The organism is Desulfomarina profundi (assembly GCF_019703855.1).
In the GTDB taxonomy this organism is placed as follows: Bacteria; Desulfobacterota; Desulfobulbia; order Desulfobulbales; family Desulfocapsaceae; genus Desulfomarina; species Desulfomarina profundi.
This window is the reverse complement of record NZ_AP024086.1, coordinates 407,246-426,046: the sequence shown is the minus strand read 5'-3', so window position 1 is coordinate 426,046 and position 18,801 is coordinate 407,246. Positions and strand designations below refer to the sequence as shown.

Below are 18,801 nucleotides of genomic sequence, written 5' to 3'. Positions count from 1 at the left end.
CACAATGATAAATCCTGACTTTGAAAACCAACAGGAAATATACACACTCACCATCACAGACCTATCCGAAGTTTCCACCTGTTCTCTGGTACTTTCCGCAGTTGGAATTCCTCATAAAATACGGAGGAATGACAAGAACGGTGCCGACATTGATCTTCCAGCTTCCCTGAAGGAAAAAGCCATCTATGAGTGGATAAGATACCAGGAAGAAAATATAAACTGGCCTGAAAAACCACCACGGGAAACTGATTTCACTCCATCATTTAAGGTTATGAATCTGCTGGTGGTTGGTTTCCTGATCTTTCTCTACAGTTCTTCGGGGCCCTGGTCAGCAGAATCCATATGGTTTCTGCGCGGTGCGGGTGATTCAACACAAATCCTTCAATCCGGAGAATATTACAGACTTATTACCTCCCTGACCCTCCATGCCGATCCTGTTCACCTTATGGGTAACTGCTTTCTGGCACTCTTCCTGCTCCACTTTTATTTCGCTATTACCGGAAACGGAATAGGACTGCTCCTTCTCCTTCTTACAGCCGGAAGTGCCAATTTCATCAATGTTGCAGTGCATGGTTCCGGCCATAATTCTGTCGGCTTTTCCACTGCAGTCTTTTCTGTAATTGGTATCATCTGTATTGCTGAATACCGTACTACCGCTAAAACCCTTCGTTTTTTTATACCGATCATGGCGGGGGTGAGCCTTTTGGCACTTCTTGGCGCGGGAGGTGGTCGAACTGATCTGGGCGCACATCTTTTCGGCCTTGGTACAGGACTGATTACCGGTTTTTTATTGCGATTACCGTTCCTGAAAAAAATCCGTTTTTCTTTCCCTGTTCAGGCTGCAGCCGGTATTCTTGGTGTATTTATCATCTGGATCTCCTGGCTTCGGGCCATGACAGTTTACTGACATCACCTTCAGGGTCAAAAAGAGAAAGACACTCATAGAAAACAAGCGACAGATATTTCACAAATAGGATTGCATTCGTTTCAATGAATTATTACCCTTATATGACTATACCGCTATTTATTGGCCTTTTCATAGCGCTGAACCTTTTTTTATGCAGAAACTGCCATAAAATATTCAGGCATTGAATCATATTTTATTAAAACTTCCGATCAGGAGATGTGTATGTCCAATCAAGATCAACAGCCTCCATGGGGAAAGAAAAACAAACCCCAGACCCCTGAAGAAATGGTGGCACAGCTGATTAACAAGCTGCAGGACTTTTTTTCCGAAAAGAAACCCGGTGACCCGCCTCCCGGTGGACAGGAACCGCCCAAACCACCAGCCTCACCATTTGCGGCCATAGGAAAAGTGTTGGCCGTGCTGGTACTTCTTCTTGTGGTTCAGGGTGTCTACTCCTCATTTTTCAAGATCGCGCCCTCTGAAGTTGGCGTCATCCTCCGACTCGGCAAATATTCAAGAACAACTTCTTCCGGACTCCATTTCAAGATTCCATATATTGACCACCTCTATAAGGTCGATGTGGAAAAAATCAGAAAAGAGGAGTTTGGCTTTCGCAGCCGATTTCCCAGTGTGCAGAAATCTTTTGACCGCAGGCGATACGACATGGAGTCCCTGATGCTGACAGCGGATAAGAACGTTATCAATGTCGCCTGGATTGTTCAATATCGGGTAGAGGATGCCTACTCATTTTTATTCAAGATCAGAGATGTCCGTCAGGCTATTCGGGATATTTCCGAAAGTGTTACCAGGCGGATTGTCGGAAATATGGATTTTGATTATGTCCTCAGTAACCGGGATCTGCTTGCCGCGTCAGTAAAACAGGAATTACAGTCAGAACTGAACGGGCTCTTTCCCGAAAACCTTTCAGGTGTCGACATTGGCACGGTACAGTTCCAGGACATCAACCCGCCTGATCCTGTAAAACCTGCATTCAACGAAGTCAACGAAGCGGACCAGGATATGAAACGACTGGTGAACGAGGCTCAGGAAACATACAACCGTGTCATTCCCAAGGCCAAAGGAAATGCCAAAAAAATTATTGAGGAAGCTTACGGATACAAATCACAACGAATCAATAATGCAAGGGGTGAAACAACTCGATTTCTTGACATCCTTGGACAGTATAAAAATGCTCCCGAAGTTACCAGAAAGAGGATGTACCTTGAAACCATGCAGAAAATTCTGCCTTCAGTTGAATCAATTTATGTCCTAGACAAGAACCAGCAGGCTCCCCTGCCATTTCTCAATATCTCATCCAAAAACGGTTTACCGGCGATCCAGTCGAAATAGACTGATAGAATAAAGGAAAATTCAATGAAACAGATAGCTCAATTTTTTCTTGTCGGTCTTGTTCTCCTGGCAATTGCCATCGTGTATGATGGTTTCTTTATCCTGGAGGAAGGACAACAGGCAGTTATTACCCAGTTTGGTGCGCCTGTCGGCGACCCGGTAACCAAGGCCGGTCCACATCTTAAAGTTCCTTTCATTCAGAATACAGAGATTTTTGAAAAAAAGATCCTTATCTGGGACGGTGATCCCAACCAGATTCCCACCAATGACAAGACCTACGTATACCTGGATGTTACTGCCCGCTGGAGAATTGCAAATGCCTTGAAATTTCTCCAGGCAGTCAAAACTGAAGCAGGCGCCCAATCCATGCTCAGCGATATCATTAACGGAACAGTGCGGGATATGGTTAACAAGAACGACCTGATCGAAATTATCCGCAGTTCTGACTGGTCAACAGATACCATGTCAACAACCACTTCTGCCAGTACCATTGGTTCCAAACCCAGAATGGGCCGGGACAAAATTGCCGATCAGATCCTCGCAATTGCAGCCAAAGTGACACCCCAGTACGGCATTGAACTGATTGATGTCATGTTTAAACGGGTCAACTACATCGAATCTGTACGACTCAAAGTGTACGACAGAATGATCTCTGAAAGAAAACGTATTGCAGCGGAAAAACGATCCATGGGTGAAGGGCAGAAGGCGGAAATCCTCGGAACAGTTGACCGGAAGCTGAAGGAAGTTATCTCAGAGGCAAACCGTGAAGCTCTGACAATAAAAGGAAAAGCGGATGCGGAAGCGACCAGAATTTACGGTCTTGCCTATTCTCAGGATCCGGATTTTTACGCCTTCCAGAAAACTCTGGAAAGCTACAGATCCACAATTGGAAAAAACACGTCACTTATTCTTTCATCAGATTCGGAACTATACAAATACCTGAAATCTGCTGAAGGGAAATAAACAACCTCGAATCCATCATCCATCGAGTCCCGCGCTCCCTGAGGGGTATGCGGGACTCTGCTCTTTTCGGAAGGGAATACGTCCTTTTGCCGTCAACAGGTCGTTAAACTTTTCAAGCTGCTCATCTGTTTCAAGCTCATCAACACCCATCTGCTCAAACCTGCAGTTGCAATTGCTCAATTGCCCCTCACACCAGGGACACACTTCCACAATACAGCCCAGAAGATGATATTCCCCTTCAGTTACTCCACATGCGGGACAGAGAATCGTTTCTTCTACATCTGCATGATATTCCGGCAGTTCTTCCGGGGAACTACAGGATTTCAGAAAATCCTCATGGGAATCCAGATGAAAAAAAGAAAGAATCTGCCCATCAACCTCTTTCCCGTATTCATTGAGGAAAACAACACCCTCCCTTGAGACTGCATAGAGATAGTGCTGCTTACCCGTTGTACTGACGACAAGAAGAAAAACATCCTGACGGGCCATGAGTTTTGCAATTCTAACAACCGCCTCCTCACGTGCCTCCGGAAGAGTTGCATAAAATTCCCTGAGAAGAGCCAGGACAAGATCGTCCTGTTTATATTTTTCTATAAAAGCTACCGCGTTCTGCCGCTCATCTTCCGGCACTGCATAATTGATAAAGAGAATTATTTCATCAATCAGTTTTTTTCTCTTATTTTTCTCCATCTTTGTTCCCGGCATGTTTTTCCTTGCTCAATCCAGCTGTCAATTTCCCGCCTACAGTAAAGATGATTTGCCCAAATGTCAAATCTGTGTTATAAGAATTACTTACAAATTTGTACAGGACAATACTATCAACGAGTTACATAATTTCTTTTCTGCGTGAATTCTGCCGACAAGAAATTATCTGAGAATCAGAGTTCATTCAAATGACACATTCTCACTTTTCCAGGGAGAATGTGTACCTGTCTGCTTCTTGTTCTTTTTGTGTTTTTTACAGAACAGATCATCCCGTGAAAGGGAAAAACAGCAGACAGCAATTCCTTCCGGCTTCATTCTCAAATCTTCATGACAGGATCTACTGTGAAGCAGGTTCCAGCGGAACCTGGGGCTTACAGTAATGATCTTTACTCTATCAGATCGCCGGAACAATAATGAACACATCAATAAATTCGAAATGCGTGTACTGAAGAAATCATCATTTCGACAACAGAGGGGTAAACCATGTCCAGCGATTTTGCAGAACTCACCATTGGAGGAAAGACTTACAAGCTACCTATTATACAGGCTACAACGGGTGAGCAGGCTCTCGACATCCGAAGCCTACTCAAGGAAACCGGTTTCATAACACTTGACAGCGGATTTATGAATACGGCTTCCTGTACATCAGACATTACTTATCTCGATGGAAAAAAAGGCATTCTCAATTACCGCGGTTATCCCATTGAGGAACTGGCGGCAAACTGTTCTTTCACCGAGGTCGCCTATCTCATTCTCCACGGGGAACTCCCCACGTTCGAAGCCCTTGAAGCATTCAAACATGATATGCGCCGTTTTGCCCTGCTGCATGAGGACATGATTCATTTTTTTGATCATTTCCCGCCAAATGCATCTCCCATGTCCATTTTGTCAACAACCGTCAATTCCCTGCATAATTATTATCCGGAAATGGATGAAGATGATGATCCCTACGGTGGATACACGGTCACAGCTGCGCGTCTGCTTTCAAAGACCCGGACCATTGCGGCATTTTCCTATAAAAAAAGCATTGGCCATCCCCTGGTGTATCCGAGTCCGAGGCTGAACTATTGTGAAAATTTCCTGAACATGATGTTTGACCGGCCAAACCTGCCATACAAAATACAACCGGAAATTGTCTCAGCCCTCAACAAACTTCTGATACTTCATGCTGATCATGAGCAGAACTGCTCAACGTCAACAGTACGTCTCGTGGGCAGTTCCGGGGCAAACCTGTACGCCTCCATTTCAGCTGGTGTCAGCGCGCTGTGGGGTCCGCTGCATGGGGGTGCCAATCAAGCTGTTATAGAGATGCTCGAAAACATCTATGCAGATGACAAGGATTTCGAAAAATATATCGAAAAGGCAAAGGACAAAAACGACACCTTCCGGCTGACTGGCTTCGGTCACAGAGTCTATAAGACATTTGACCCCCGCGCAAAAATCATTAAGCAGGCATGTGATGATATATTTGAAAAACTCGAACTGCATGACCCCCTTCTCGATATCGCCAAGGAACTGGAGGAACGGGTCAGCAGTGATGACTATTTCCTCGAGCGGAATCTTTATCCCAATGTGGATTTCTATAGTGGGATCATCTACAGGGCAATGGGAATTCCCACTGATATGTTCCCGGTCATGTTTGCCCTGGGCCGTTTGCCCGGCTGGATCGCCCAATGGACTGAGATGAAGGAAGACAGGGACAGGATTGGCAGGCCACGGCAGATATACACAGGCGAAATAAAAAGAGAATTCGTCCCTATGAAGGACAGGTAACCTGGACCTGATGAGAATGCATGGCAGAGAAGAGCTGCAGCAGTTGGAAGGACGCTCCAGCTCCTCTCTCGATCCGGCTCTCTATGATTTTGCCAGATTTTTTCCCGTTTCAAAGTTGACAACCAGCGGAACAGCAAGCTCCAAGGCATTTTCCATAGCCTCTTTCACCACGGATTGTGTTGCTTCCAGTTCTGCTTCTGGCAACTCAAAAACAAGCTCATCGTGAATCTGCAGCAACATCTTTGCCGACAATCCGGCATTGTCGATGGCCCTGTCACATCTGATCATTGCCAACTTGATAATATCCGCCGCTGTTCCCTGTATCGGCGTATTGATTGCCATTCGTTCAGCAAATTCCCGTCTTATTTTATTCTTGGCATGAATTTCCGGAACTGATCTCCGCCGCTTAAGCAATGTTGTTACATACCCCTTTTCCCTGGCCTCCTCCACTATTTTCACCATAAATTCTTCAACACCTGAATAGAGATGAAAATAGCGATCAATAAACCGCTGTGCTTCCTTTCTGCTGATATTCAGCTGACTGGATAGACCAAAACTGCTCATTCCATACACAATGCCGAAATTAATACTTTTTGCAACCCGCCGCATTTCCACGTTCACAAGCAAAGGAGAGACACTGAAAATCTCCGCTGCAGTTCTGGTATGAATATCATCGCCCTGTAGAAATGCCTGGGTCAACGCCCTGTCTCCAGAGTAATGGGCCAGAACCCTCAAATCAATCTGAGAATAATCAGCAGCCAGAAAAACCAGCCCCTTTTCCGGCACAAAGGCTTCACGAATACGGTTTCCCTCTTCACTTCGAACAGGAATATTCTGCAAATTCGGATCACTGCTGGACAGACGACCGGTTGCCGTCACTGCCTGGTTGAAAGAGGTATGAATCCTTCCCGTAACCGGATCCTTCAACTGGCTTAATTTTTCCACATAGGTGGTAAGCAGTTTTGTCAGCGTTCTGTAACGTAGCACCTTTTCCGGCAAAGGGTGTTTTTTGGCGAGTTTTTCGAGAACCTTGACATCGGTGGAATAACCGGTCTTTGTTTTTCTGCCATGGGGCAGTTCCAGTTCTTCAAAAAGTATCTGCCCAAGCTGCTTGGGAGAATTAATGTTAAATTCACGTCCGGCAAGGAAGTGTATTTCTTCCTCAAGCTTCTGCAATTTCGAAGAAAATTCACTGGATAGTTTCTGCAGAACATTTTCATCAATACATATTCCGGCTATTTCCATCACCGCCAGAATAGAGACAATCTCCATTTCCACATCAAAAAAGAGAGCTTCAAGATCTTTTTCTACGAGCAAATTGTTAAACTCATCAAAGAGCAGCAATGCGCCATAGACATCTTCACAGCTATACATTCCAGCTCTGTCTATATCCACATGGGCAAAACTGTTTTCACGTTTATCGTCGGCAACAACTTCTGAAAAAGAGGTGAGACGTACGCCCCGCTCCCGGCAGAGATCATCAAGTTTCAATGAACGCCCACCACTCTCTGTTAGATAAGCAGCGATCATCGTATCAAAAAGCTTGCCTGCCGGTTCAATATTCCACTGCCGCTGAAGAACAGTAAGATCATACTTGAGATTATGACCGACAATTATTTTTTTCCCATCAAGAAGTAATGGTGTCAGTACCTCCAAAACCATGTGGCCGGAGAGTTGATCATGGCGCGGCTTTCCGTCACTTCCAAGATGTCCCATTGGGATATAATACGCCGTGGAAAGATCAGGGGCCAGGGAGATTCCTACCAGTCCTGCATTCCTTGCATTCAGTGATGTTGTCTCAGTATCAATTGCAAGAACCGGTTTTTCCATCAGATTCTCCACCACTTCCTGCAACTGTTCCGGGGACCGGATGATCACAAACCCCTCGACCGGGACGGATTTTGCCGTATCAATCCCTTTCAGAAGTGCTGTAAACTCCAGTTCCCCATACATTGCAGCGAGTTTCTCATCATCCGGTTTCTGAAGTTTGTATCCATCCGGTCCTTCCGGGACATCGACATCCATTTTCAACCGTATCAAATCTCTTGAGAGATAGGCCTCGTCTCTTCCGGCAATGATTTTTTCCTTCATTTTGGATTTTTTCATGGAATCTATATTGCTATAAACTCCCTCAAGAGAACCATAGGTCGAGATAAGTTTCTCTGCTGTTTTCGGCCCCACACCTGGAATTCCCGGAATATTATCCGCACTGTCCCCCATAAGAGCAAAGGTATCAAGAAGCGATTCCAATGGAACTCCGTATTTTTTTTCGACCTCCTCCCTTGTCATGGTCTGGTCTTTCATTGGATCCCACATGACAATATTATCCCCCACCAGCTGCAACAGGTCCTTATCCCAGAAACGATCACAACCCTGTTACCTCCTCTACTCAATCTCAAAGCCGCCGAAGCGATGAGATCGTCCGCCTCAACCCCGGTTTCCTTCAGAATCGGTATACCTGCATTTTCGACATACTGCTGAATATAAGGAATCTGCACGGACAAATCTTCCGGCATCGGCGGCCTGTTTGCCTTGTACTCATCGTAAAGATCATGACGAAAAACTTTTCCTCTGCTGTCAAACGCCACTGCCAGAAAACGCGGTTCCCTTTCCCGCATAATTCTTTTGATGATATTAATAAATCCGAGGACAGCATGGGTAGGCATCCCACTGCTGTTCGACAGAGGTGCAATAGCATGATAGGCACGGTATATATAGGCACTGCCGTCAATCAGGTATATCTCATCTTTCACATTAGTCTCCTGAACAGCTCATTGATGTTAAAAGTAATATGCGCAACACAATACCATTAACTTTTAATGGAGGGGAACAAAAAACAAAAAGGCTCCGGATAAACATCCCGGAGCCTTTTTCACATCTTTGAAATATTATTTTTTTCTGTTATTCAGCCGCTCTCACCCAGGTTGCCTGGGGCCCTTTATCTCCGTATGATTCACCGAAAATAACGCTGTCTCCTTCTTCAAGATCATCCATATTAATGTTCTTCAATGCATTTTCATGGAAATAAATATCTCTCTTGTCAGCTGATGTAATAAAACCATAGGACTCATAGGGGGAGAGCTTCCTTATAATGCCCACTCCATCGTGAGGGATAACGTGTTCGGACTTTTTTTTTGATTTCCTTTTCTTTCTCTGGATCTCTTTTAACTGTAAAGTCAGCACATCAAAAGATTCTGTCAAAACAGGCCGGACTGCCTCTCCCTTACGGGTTACAACAACTGTATCATTCGGTACCGATGCTACAAGTTTGATCTCAAACCCTCCCTCCTTATGGTGGGTAGTGGCTTCAATGCTGACACGCAAATGGAGAACAAAATTAGGATAATGCCGAATCAGTTTCTCTTTTTCTTCCTGAATTCTAGCCTGCCAACCTTTGCGCAACTCAACATTTCGGGCTTCGATCTTAAGTTCCATAGAGTTCCTCCATCTTGTAGTAAAACAGGGGCAATTCCCTGTTTCCCCAAACGCACCTTACGGCGCATCCCAGCTGGGTAATTTTCTGGAGGCAACGTCACTGACAAACCTACCTCAATAAAATCACCCTGCCTTCTATTATACTATATTCCCCGTTCAGGAGAATCAAGGTCGGGACCCATTTTCAGGAAAGAGAACCACCCTCAGGATTACATTTAAGTAATAGTTCTCATCAGGGCTGGCTATTGATCCACTTTCTTAGTAGAATAATTTTTTCGAAATATACTTCAGCCATTTATTACTCGGAACCGGCGTTATAGATATGGGAATCATATCTCCAATCCGGCTGTCTTTCACAGGTATTCAGAAAAAACTCGAGAACAGTGACTCCATCATACTCAAAAACAGGAATAATACTCATGAATATGGGTGGACCTGAACGACAGGAAGATGTTGCACCTTTTCTCTTCAATCTTTTCTCGGATCGGGAAATAATCCAGCTTGGTCCGTCTCTTCTGCAAAAACCTCTGGCCTATTTTATTGCCCGTAAACGCGCCCCGAAAAGCAGAGCCATGTACAGCCGGATCGGTGGCGGCTCTCCCCTTCTCTCCCTGACGCAACGTCAAGCTGCCGCTCTTGAAAAAGCTCTTGCCGAAGAAGGAGGTGATTACACGGTTGCTGTTGCCATGCGCTACTGGCCCCCATGGCCGATAAAGCCCTGTCTTATCTGCTGGCTGAAAAGGTTGATTCCATCATTGCTGTCAGCCTCTACCCGCATTACTCCAGAGCCACGACAGGTTCTTCCGTCAATCATCTCAAAAAACACCTGCAGAAACTGGCCCGGAATCTTCCACTGAAAATCATTGACGCCTATCCTGATCAACCTGAATATATTAAAGCTCTGGCAGATTCTATCCATGCAGGCATTGGCAGATTTGATGGGGATGATAAAACCGTACAGATACTCTACAGCGCCCACAGCCTACCGGTTTCATTTATCAGGGACGGCGACCCCTATGTGGACCACCTCAACAGAACAATTTCTGCCCTTGAAAAACTGACAGGGCTCCGCGGAAAACTCTGTTTCCAGAGTAAAAGCGGCCCCGTGGAATGGTTATCGCCCTCCACTCCTGAGATGCTGGAACAGCAGGCAGAGGCGGGTACAAAAAATCTCCTCATGGTTCCCATCAGTTTTGTTTCCGACCACTTGGAGACGCTGTATGAAATCAACATACTCTACAGGGACAAAGCAGAAAAACTGGGGATGCGTCTTCATTCGACCCAACCGCTAAACGACCATCCTCAATTCATCCTCTGCCTTAAGCAACTGGTTCTTCAGGCCTTGATGGACTCGTAAAAACTCCGATCTACTGCGTTGTGGGGTGATCGTGTAATGCTCGACGTACCATATGTACGCCTGCGCTTACACGACACCGCCACGCCTTGTATATCGAAGTTTTTCCAGAGTCCATCTGAGAATGTTAAACGACTTTTTACGAGATCATCAGGCCTTGAATTAAAAAAAATTTACGGAACCCGGTTTTACGGTTCAGGTTGAAGATTCTGGAACCGTCGCATCCGGACATTCATCAGGATACCCAGCCCGAGCATGGTAGTCAGCAGGGATGAACCACCATAGGAGACCAGGGGAAGGGGAATGCCCACAACGGGTAGAAACCCAAGGATCATCAGGAGATTTATCACCGCTTGCCAGAAAATCAGCATCACGACCCCGTAGGCAAGGAGCACTCCAAACCTGTCTTTTGCCTCCATGGCGACATGAATTCCCCAGAGCAGCATCATAAAATAGATCCCAAGAAAAATCAGACTACCGGCAAACCCCCATTCCTCTCCCCAGACTGCAAAAGCAAAATCGGTGTGCCGTTCCGGAAGAAAATGGAGATGTCCCTGGGTTCCTTCAAGATACCCCTTGCCAAATTTCCCTCCACTGCCTATGGCAATTTTTGACTGCAATACCTGATATCCATGCCCCATAGGATCATTATCCGGGCTGAACAACGTCTGAATCCGTTGTTTCTGATAGGGCTTCAACACCTTTTCCCAGGCAAAAACACCAAGAACCAGTGCCAACCCACCCATTGTCAGGTAAGTCGACATCCGCAGTTTCACAAAAACAGTCATCGACACAAAAATTATACCGAGCATCAACGCTGTTCCCAGGTCAGGCTGAAGAAGGATCAGCAGAAAAGGCAGGGCAGTCAGCAGGACAGGGATAACCAGTTGGGTTATCGAATAACCATCAACCACTTCCTTTCTTGAGTAAAAACTCGCCAGAGTGATTACAAGCATGAGTTTGGCGGGCTCCGAAGGCTGCAGCTTGAAAAAGCCGAGATTAATCCAGCGTTGCGCACCCCCGGCTTTAGCCCCTGCGAAATATACAAAAATAAGCAATGCCACAATTAAAACATAAAAGGGATAATTCCAGGAGTGCAGCTCCTGATAGTCAAAACTTATCAGAAAAAGAAATACACCAAATCCCATTAGAAAAAAGTAGCTTTGACGGATATACGCCGGCGTTCCATATGCCTTGGGAGGATAGGAGGCACTGTAAAGATTGAAGAGTGCCATGGTGCAGACCAGGCAGATAAACAGCATAAGAATAATATCAAAGTTCTCAAACAACCTTCTGTCAATTTTAATCATCGTACAACAACCCCGAATTTACTGTTCTTCAGAAACTTCTTTGTTATGAAGACGATTGTAAAAATATTCCTTCAACACCGCTCTTGCTATCGGTCCCGCACCTGACCCGCCATGGAGACCATGCTCCACGAGGACGGTCACCGCGATTTCAGGTTTTTCTGCAGGTGCAAAACAGGTAAACCAGGCATGATCCCTGTATCTATAGGGGATGTTTGCTTCTTTCAGGTGACGGTACTGGGCAATTTTTACAACCTGTGCCGTTCCTGTCTTTCCGCCAATTCTCAGGTTTTTAATGGCAACACGCCTGGCTGTTCCCCGTTTTCCCTGGACAACCTCTTCCATTCCTTCACGGATCAATTTGAAAAACCGATCAAGCCCGACAAGTTCGTTTACAATTTCCGGTTTGAAGTTTTCGACAATATTACCTTCGGGATCAACTACTTTTTCAACCAGCTGGGGGCGATATACTTTTCCACCGTTGGCAATGGTTGCCGTCATCACACACATCTGCAGCGGTGTAACCAGGTCAAATCCCTGACCTATTGCAATGGACAGGGTCTCTCCTTCCTGCCATTTTTTTTTCTTGACTCTCAACTTCCATTCTTTAGTGGGAACAAGACCGCTTTTTTCGTGTTCCATCTCAACCCCGGTCTTCTTTCCCAACCCGAGCTTTCTGGCAAATTCAGCAAGACCATCAACACCCACGCGCTGACCCACCTGGTAAAAATATACGTCACAGGACTGGCTGATGGCCTTTTTCAGATTGACAGGCCCATGTCCGCTGTGTTTCCAGCATCTGTATGTTCTATTGCCGAATCTGTAGTGGCCCGGACAATAAAAAACAGTATCTTCGTCAATTACTCCCTTTGCAAGACCAGCCAGGGCGGTCACCATTTTGTAGGTGGAACCGGGCGGATAACTTGCCTGAACGACTTTATTTATCAGCGGATGTTTCGGGTTCTCCAAAAGTGCCTTCCAGTTTTTTACCGATATCCCTCCGATAAAATCCTCTATCCGTATGGATGGTGAGGAAACAACAGTCAGAAGTCTTCCCGTATTCACCTCCATGGCCACAACTGCGCCTGATTTTTCACCAGCCTCCATATAACTTTCAGCTATCTGCTGCAATTCCACATCCAGGGTAAGATGGATTTCCCTCCCCGGAAGGGGCTCCACCGATTTCAGCAGCTGCTGCTCAAAACCCCTGGCGTTTACCTCCGAAAAATAGATCCCTTTCTCCCCGCGCAGATCTCTTTCCCGTAATTTTTCCAATCCCGCCTTGCCGATCAGGTCGGACCCCTTGTAAATTTTCTGATCTGCTTTCTCCAGCTCCTTTTTGCTGATAATACCCAGATAACCAAGGGTATTGGCAGCCAGGTTCCCGTAATGATACACCCTTACGGGTTGCACCTCGGTACGGATGCCGGAAAATTCATGGTTGTGATTTTCAAGATACGCCAGGGTTTTCCAGTCGATATCTTCCTTCAACCTGACAGGAAGATATTTTGGAGAACCAGCTGATTTGCGGATTTTCTCCCATAATTCAGATACATCCATTTTCAAAACAGGAGACAGCCTGGTCAGAACATCCCCAAGATTGGTCGAATCTTCCTTGATGAGAACTACGTTGAAAGATGGTCGGTTGGTTACAATTTCCTTTCCTTTTCTATCGAGAATATGTCCCCTGGGTGCCGCCACTTCCCGTTCACGAACCCTGTTACTGTATGCACGCTGAGCATACTCTTTGCCGCTGTTGATCTGCAAAGTCCACAGACGCAAAACAATGATCCCGAAGAACACAAGAATCACTGCAGCCGCGCCCATGAGTCTCTTTTTCAACTGATCCAGGGCGGCATCATCGCGTTCCGCAATATCTTCCATCTCTTTCAGGGGGAGTTTAAAACCCATTGTCAAACCACCTGGCTACAAAGATTCACTGGATCTTCTCCGAAACGGTTTGGATCGTATTTTCCGCTTCTGTACAAACTCGAACAGGGCGTTGAACAAAATGAAGAGAGGCATCGCCGCAACTATCACAAGAGCGGTTCTTTTGCTCGTAAGCGCCCAGGACCATTCCGGTAAAACTTCCGGCAGAGTAAGAGAATAGACAAAATAAAAGAACATCTGAATAAGAAAAAAACTGGCTCCCACGAGGGGTATCTGGTACATGGATTCCTTGACCGGGCTGTTACTTGTCAGAAACTTCAGGGAAGCAAAAGTGAGAAGACAGAGTAAAGGGTAAAAACCAAGATGAATTCCTGCGACAATATCCATTATCCAGCCAATGGAAAACGCAAGAATAATCCCTGGAATCCAGGCAAAACGATACCCTGTGAAAGCAACAAGAATAAAAACAAGATCCGGAGTCCCCGTCTCATATGATACTGTCTGCAGCACTGTAGTCTGCAGAACAATCAGAACGACTCCAAGGATCCAAAATAAGAACAGAAGCATCCCCCGTCATCACCTCTCTGTGGACAGATTCATCTCCTGGAGAATCTTTTTTCGGTCAGTGGGATCAATAAGTACAACCTCCAGTTTCTGGAAATCAACAGCGGGTTTCACCTCTATCTCCTGAAACATTCCCCGTCTCCCTTTATGTACCAGTGAAACCCTGCCCAGTACCATCCCGGCTGGAAACAAACCGCCGATACCGGCTGTAACAATCTCATCACCGACACTCACATCTGCATTTTTCAATACATAGTGGAGAATATAGCCTTTTTCTCCAGCTCCCTTGAGAATACCCCTGATCCGGTTCTTCTGTATCATCGCATCGATGGCGCTGCTCGGGGCATTGGCCAGCAACACTTTGGAATAATTCTCACTTGTATGAATAACCTGCCCGACGACTCCCGCAGGTGTAAATACAATCATCCCGTCGAGAACATCATCATTTTTGCCGCGATCAACGACAATGGTCTGATACCAGTATGCCGGTTCTTTGCCAACCACTCTGGCTGTCAGTGGTTTAAAAGAGAGCTGTTTCTTAAACTCCAGCAGCTCCTGGAGATGGAGATAGGAACTGTACCCTTCTTTATACTTAGCCAGTTCGGTCAGGTAATATTCAACAAGGTTATGCAGCCTCTTGTTCTCTTTACGGACATTCCAGAGAGCAATATAGTCATTCTTAATGGCAGTAATACCGCTGGTGGTTTTAGTCACCGCACTCTGGAGTGGCCCGATGAAATCAAGAGTCAGCTGATGCGGAGTTCCAAAAGAACCAACAAACATCGAACCAAGAAGCAACAGGCCGACAACCAGCAGAATCGACAGAAGAAGGAGGACCCTGAAGGTTGCAAAATATGAACTTCCGGGTCTATTTTTACTTTTTTTTCTCACCAAACCAATCTGAATGGAAAAAATTCATGGGAAGCTCATGCCTGTCCGGATATGAATATTTTCGTGCGAGGTCAAGGAATGCGGAAAAATAAGCACGTGTATATACAGAATATCCCAAGAGTTATTTTTCAGCATGACACAGAGATCGGGCGAAAAGACCGTTTGTGGACAGGCATAAACTAATCAATGGTTACTTCTCTGAGTATATCAAGATTATCCAGTGCCTTTCCAGAGCCGAGCACCACGGAAGACAAAGGATCCTCAGCTACGATAATCGGCATTCCAGTGGCTTCCTTGAGGCATTTATCCAGATTCTTCAACAGTGCTCCACCGCCGGTCAGGACAATACCGTTATCAACTATATCAGCAGCAAGCTCAGGAGGAGTTACCTCCAGAGCCACCCGAACAGCTTCAACAATCACATCAACCTGTTCCCCGATGGCCGACTGAATCTCTTCCGCTGTTATTTTCAGAGTCTTGGGAACGCCGGACACCAGGTCACGGCCTTTGATATCCATTGTCTCAAAGGGTTCTTCCGGCAGAACATTACCGATAGTGGTTTTTATCAACTCGGCAGTCCTCTCACCAATTGCCAGGTTATGTTTTCTCTTGATATATTGAAGAATGGATTCGTCCATCTTGTCACCGGCGACCCTCACCGATTTGGCATAAACAATTCCAGCAAGAGAGATAACGGCCACCTCGGTGGTACCACCACCAATATCAATTATCATATTGGCTGTCGGCTCAGTAATTGGAAGACCGGCTCCTATGGCTGCAGCCATAGGTTCTTCAATAAGGTACACTTCTCTTGCGCCTGCGGACTCAGCCGATTCCTTGACAGCTCTTTTCTCCACCTGGGTGATTCCTGAAGGAACAGAGATCATGATTCTGGGATGAACAAGAGTCCTTCTGTTGTGAACTTTGTTAATAAAATACCTCAGCATGGCTTCTGTTACTTCAAAATCAGCAATGACTCCATCTTTAATGGGCCTTATGGCAGTTATATTTCCCGGTGTTTTCCCCAGCATCATTTTTGCTTCCTGCCCCACAGCAAGAACTTTATTCATACGTCCATCCTGCCGCACTGCCACAACAGAAGGCTCTCTGAGAACTATCCCCTTTCCCTTAACATACAGAACACAATTTGCTGTTCCCAGGTCAATGGCCAGGTCATTGGAGAGCCAGCCAAACAAAAAATTAAATGGTGAATACATAAATATTTCCTTATTATAAAAGCATTTTAAAACAGCTTTTTATATCTCTGGTTGATGGATACTAAAAACCCGTCGGACTGGGTAAATTTCCTCCGATTCTTCAGGCAGATAAAACTTCCTTCACAGAACCTCGAAGCATACCAAACCTCTTTTTTATTGGCAACAAATATGGACAATGCACCAAAAGAATATCCAATTGGTATTGACACATGGAAAAATCCCTGGTAATGATACCCGAGTTTTTGCGCAAGCGTCAATTTCTGGGGCTATAGCTCAGCTGGGAGAGCGCTTGACTGGCAGTCAAGAGGTCAGGGGTTCGATCCCCCTTAGCTCCACCAGAAATATAGAACGGGGTTGGAGCAGTAATGTTCCAACCCCGTTTTGCTTTTCATCTACTCCGTGACATATTCAGAGCCGTTTCAGCACTCAGTTGATTTTATTTTCTCACTTTGGCAACAGCCCCTTTGATGGAAATGGCATAGGGCTTGTGTTTCTGTAGAAACCTCGGGATCGATTTTCTCTCGCTCCTTGCCTGGGCTATCGTCGGATACTCACCATAAAAAACAAAAAGAGTCCGCGGCCTGGTTTTTTTCCTGAAAATAAAAAAATTGTGCGCTACCCGTCTGTAATCATCCTGAGCCAGCATCTGTTTGAAATTTTTTTCTGCATCCTGTGCCGTCAGAGCCATCAGCTGAATAGTATACATATTGTCCCGGGAACCACTGCGCCACAAATTTCCGGCAGCCAGTCTGGCCAGATACAGCTGCTCAGGTGTCTGCCTGGTGCCTTTCGCTGCCCGGTGTACTTCGGAACGGGGACGTACCTTGATGACACTCTTCCTGGCCTCTATTTTCCGACCGACCTTCCTTTTGATGTATGGTGAAGGATGAAGCTCAATTACAGGATCTTTCTGCAGAACTATCTGAGAAGTGTGCGTTGGTTTTTTGCCGTCTTTTTTCTTTTCCGGAATTGTTTCCCGGGTAGCCACATCAATTTTCTCTACCGGCCGAATAAGTACCGATTGAACCGGTTTTTGTTCTTCTTCTTTCTCGCCTTTCACACCAGCCGGCAGCGACTGCCTGCCGTTATCTGGTATCCCGGCTGCCACAGGAACCTGCTTCTTTTTTGCCTGTCTGATTTCGGAAACGGTTTTTTCCTGATTATCTGGGAATCCCGTCACAGAAGATCGTTTAGCCGCAGTTGGATTTTTATTTGCTTTTTGCGGTTGAGCCATTCGGTCCAGCTGCACTGGTTTCTCCGAAACCTGCAGAGGGTGTATCTTTTCATTTTCGTGATTTGATGTTCTCAAGACAAAGAACAAGACAAGCAGCAGACAGATTATCCCACTGAACCAGGGCAACAAAGGTTTCAAAATGAAATCATCTCTTACTCCCTTCAATGAAAACACGGGCCATTTCCAGCGGGCGGCGGGCTCTTCTTCATCAATTGCAACTGTGTCAAGCAAAACCATGAAGGAAGTATCATCACCCTGGGGAGCAATAACTTCTGCCAGCAATTTTTTCACCATCCTGAAATTTCCCTGGGAAATTTCAATAATTCTTTCTATGACATCTCCATCGGGCTCTTTTACAGAAAGATGTCCGGACATCAAGTTCCAACTTCCTCTGATAAAGGTCGCTGTTTCCTCTGGAGATAGAGGTTCCAGACGAAAGTGTCTTTCTTCCACAGCCTTGAAATCGCAGATAACCAACTGATCAAAATTTTCAAGAAAAGAAGGCCTGCCGGAGAAAAGAACATAGAGATGCACTCCGGCTTCGGTCATCTGTCCCAGCATTTTCCGAATGCGCTCAAGGGTCGCCAGATAGATATTTTCAGCCTCATCGAAAATAATCAACAGCTTTCTGTTTTCTTCAAGAAGAAATCCGGCAATTGCCTTTAGAAGATCTCTCAGGCTGCTTCCATCCGTAATTTCACTGTTGGAAATACCAACGGCAGTGGCAATTATTCTGATAACATCTTCAAAAGATTCCACTGTCCGGGGAAAAAAGACGACCTGACAATCCCCTTTCACCTGCTTCTCAAGTTTTTCACAGATAACGGTTTTACCGCTCCCTTCATCGCCCGTCAGTACCAGCAGAGGGATGCCCTGGATTACAACCTGAACCATTTCTTCAAGAAGCAGCCCCCGGCCACCCCCTCCGAAAAACTGATCATCTTCTAATGTTACGGGAAAAATGGATTGGATACTCTGTTCAGAATTGTTTTCCATTGACGTTACAAAGTAGGATTAATCATCACAACAAAACGTTATCCCTCAATCCATGGAGGCTTCATGTTTGCCTGAAAATTCCACTACGGATAGTCGGTGAACCGCAACGGGGATTTTCGTCACCTGTTACCCCCAAAGGCATAAACGTAACTGGTCAGTCGGAAAATCTGCAGCCCATCGCCCTGTCCTGTCAAACAGCATCGACTATTTTCATC

14 protein-coding genes, 1 tRNA gene and 1 pseudogene are annotated in these 18,801 nt (G+C 45.7%); 6 read left to right on the top strand and 10 right to left on the bottom strand.

The features are described from left to right. The first annotated feature begins 4 nt into the window (after nt 1-4). The 3 genes from LO777_RS01880 to hflC all read left to right on the top strand — a co-directional run bounded on the left by LO777_RS01880 (nt 5) and on the right by hflC (nt 3,220). Entirely contained in the window at nt 5-907 is a 903-nt protein-coding gene (locus LO777_RS01880) for a rhomboid family intramembrane serine protease (protein WP_228855887.1), read from the top strand. A gap of 222 nt (nt 908-1,129) precedes the next feature. Next, nucleotides 1,130-2,257 (top strand): FtsH protease activity modulator HflK, encoded by a 1,128-nt coding sequence (hflK, locus tag LO777_RS01875; protein ID WP_228855886.1) that lies wholly within the window; start codon nt 1,130-1,132, stop codon nt 2,255-2,257. 24 nt (nt 2,258-2,281) lie between these two features. Further along, nucleotides 2,282-3,220: a protease modulator HflC gene (gene hflC / locus LO777_RS01870; RefSeq protein WP_228855885.1), complete on the top strand. Its 939-nt coding sequence runs from the start codon at nt 2,282-2,284 to the stop codon at nt 3,218-3,220. A gap of 15 nt (nt 3,221-3,235) precedes the next feature. Here hflC and LO777_RS01865 read toward each other — a convergent pair whose 3' ends face one another. After that, the gene (locus LO777_RS01865) at nt 3,236-3,910 is read right to left on the bottom strand and encodes a hypothetical protein (RefSeq protein ID WP_228855884.1); all 675 of its coding nucleotides are present in this window, start codon (nt 3,908-3,910) and stop codon (nt 3,236-3,238) included. Nucleotides 3,911-4,408: 498 nt separating this feature from the next. Between LO777_RS01865 and LO777_RS01860 the strand changes: the two genes are divergently transcribed. Beyond that, entirely contained in the window at nt 4,409-5,698 is a 1,290-nt protein-coding gene (locus tag LO777_RS01860) for a citrate synthase (protein ID WP_228855883.1), read from the top strand. 81 nt (nt 5,699-5,779) lie between these two features. Here the strand turns inward: LO777_RS01860 and polA are convergent, their stop codons facing one another. The 3 genes from polA to LO777_RS01845 all read right to left on the bottom strand — a co-directional run bounded on the left by polA (nt 5,780) and on the right by LO777_RS01845 (nt 9,133). After that, nucleotides 5,780-8,014, bottom strand: coding sequence for a DNA polymerase I (gene polA / locus LO777_RS01855; protein WP_228855882.1), 2,235 nt, complete (start codon nt 8,012-8,014; stop codon nt 5,780-5,782). Continuing rightward, nucleotides 7,999-8,451, bottom strand: coding sequence for a PIN domain-containing protein (locus LO777_RS01850; protein WP_228855881.1), 453 nt, complete (start codon nt 8,449-8,451; stop codon nt 7,999-8,001). The genes polA and LO777_RS01850 overlap by 16 nt, the downstream gene beginning before the upstream one ends. Nucleotides 8,452-8,599: 148 nt before the next feature. Next, the gene (locus LO777_RS01845; RefSeq protein ID WP_228855880.1) at nt 8,600-9,133 is read right to left on the bottom strand and encodes a cold shock domain-containing protein; all 534 of its coding nucleotides are present in this window, start codon (nt 9,131-9,133) and stop codon (nt 8,600-8,602) included. A gap of 419 nt (nt 9,134-9,552) precedes the next feature. Here LO777_RS01845 and hemH point away from each other — a divergent pair. Beyond that, a pseudogene (gene hemH / locus LO777_RS20885) lies at nt 9,553-10,490 on the top strand (ferrochelatase). 185 nt (nt 10,491-10,675) lie between these two features. On the opposite strand, the gene rodA reads toward hemH, so the two are convergent. The 5 genes from rodA to LO777_RS01810 all read right to left on the bottom strand — a co-directional run bounded on the left by rodA (nt 10,676) and on the right by LO777_RS01810 (nt 16,356). Next, nucleotides 10,676-11,797: a rod shape-determining protein RodA gene (gene rodA / locus LO777_RS01830; RefSeq protein ID WP_228855878.1), complete on the bottom strand. Its 1,122-nt coding sequence runs from the start codon at nt 11,795-11,797 to the stop codon at nt 10,676-10,678. 18 nt (nt 11,798-11,815) lie between these two features. Next, a complete protein-coding gene (gene mrdA, locus LO777_RS01825) occupies nt 11,816-13,705 on the bottom strand; it encodes a penicillin-binding protein 2 (protein ID WP_228855877.1) in 1,890 nt (629 codons plus the stop codon). A 15-nt stretch (nt 13,706-13,720) separates the two neighbouring features. After that, the gene (locus LO777_RS01820; RefSeq protein ID WP_228855876.1) at nt 13,721-14,251 is read right to left on the bottom strand and encodes a hypothetical protein; all 531 of its coding nucleotides are present in this window, start codon (nt 14,249-14,251) and stop codon (nt 13,721-13,723) included. A 9-nt stretch (nt 14,252-14,260) separates the two neighbouring features. Further along, complete coding sequence (gene mreC, locus LO777_RS01815) at nt 14,261-15,139, bottom strand: rod shape-determining protein MreC (protein ID WP_228855875.1); 879 nt, start codon at nt 15,137-15,139, stop codon at nt 14,261-14,263. 179 nt (nt 15,140-15,318) lie between these two features. Further along, nucleotides 15,319-16,356, bottom strand: a complete 1,038-nt coding sequence (locus tag LO777_RS01810) for a rod shape-determining protein (protein WP_228855874.1) — start codon at nt 16,354-16,356, stop codon at nt 15,319-15,321. A gap of 262 nt (nt 16,357-16,618) precedes the next feature. Here LO777_RS01810 and LO777_RS01805 point away from each other — a divergent pair. Then, a tRNA-Ala gene (locus LO777_RS01805) sits at nt 16,619-16,694 on the top strand. A gap of 98 nt (nt 16,695-16,792) precedes the next feature. On the opposite strand, the gene LO777_RS01800 is transcribed toward LO777_RS01805, so the two are convergent. Beyond that, nucleotides 16,793-18,586: an AAA family ATPase gene (locus LO777_RS01800; protein WP_228855873.1), complete on the bottom strand. Its 1,794-nt coding sequence runs from the start codon at nt 18,584-18,586 to the stop codon at nt 16,793-16,795. Nucleotides 18,587-18,801 lie beyond the last annotated feature (215 nt).

Excerpts from the sequence above, each read along its gene's own strand:
- LO777_RS01845 (WP_228855880.1), bottom strand. The coding sequence starts at position 9,133 with ATGGAACTTAAGATCGAAGCCCGAAATGTTGAGTTGCGCAAAGGTTGG.
- LO777_RS01810 (WP_228855874.1), bottom strand. The coding sequence starts at position 16,356 with ATGTATTCACCATTTAATTTTTTGTTTGGCTGGCTCTCCAATGACCTG.
- hflK (WP_228855886.1), top strand. The coding sequence starts at position 1,130 with ATGTCCAATCAAGATCAACAGCCTCCATGGGGAAAGAAAAACAAACCC.
- polA (WP_228855882.1), bottom strand. The coding sequence starts at position 8,014 with ATGTGGGATCCAATGAAAGACCAGACCATGACAAGGGAGGAGGTCGAA.
- LO777_RS01800 (WP_228855873.1), bottom strand. The coding sequence starts at position 18,586 with ATGGAAAACAATTCTGAACAGAGTATCCAATCCATTTTTCCCGTAACA.
- rodA (WP_228855878.1), bottom strand. The coding sequence starts at position 11,797 with ATGATTAAAATTGACAGAAGGTTGTTTGAGAACTTTGATATTATTCTT.
- hflC (WP_228855885.1), top strand. The coding sequence starts at position 2,282 with ATGAAACAGATAGCTCAATTTTTTCTTGTCGGTCTTGTTCTCCTGGCA.
- LO777_RS01880 (WP_228855887.1), top strand. The coding sequence starts at position 5 with ATGATAAATCCTGACTTTGAAAACCAACAGGAAATATACACACTCACC.
- LO777_RS01860 (WP_228855883.1), top strand. The coding sequence starts at position 4,409 with ATGTCCAGCGATTTTGCAGAACTCACCATTGGAGGAAAGACTTACAAG.
- LO777_RS01820 (WP_228855876.1), bottom strand. The coding sequence starts at position 14,251 with ATGCTTCTGTTCTTATTTTGGATCCTTGGAGTCGTTCTGATTGTTCTG.
- LO777_RS01865 (WP_228855884.1), bottom strand. The coding sequence starts at position 3,910 with ATGGAGAAAAATAAGAGAAAAAAACTGATTGATGAAATAATTCTCTTT.
- mrdA (WP_228855877.1), bottom strand. The coding sequence starts at position 13,705 with ATGGGTTTTAAACTCCCCCTGAAAGAGATGGAAGATATTGCGGAACGC.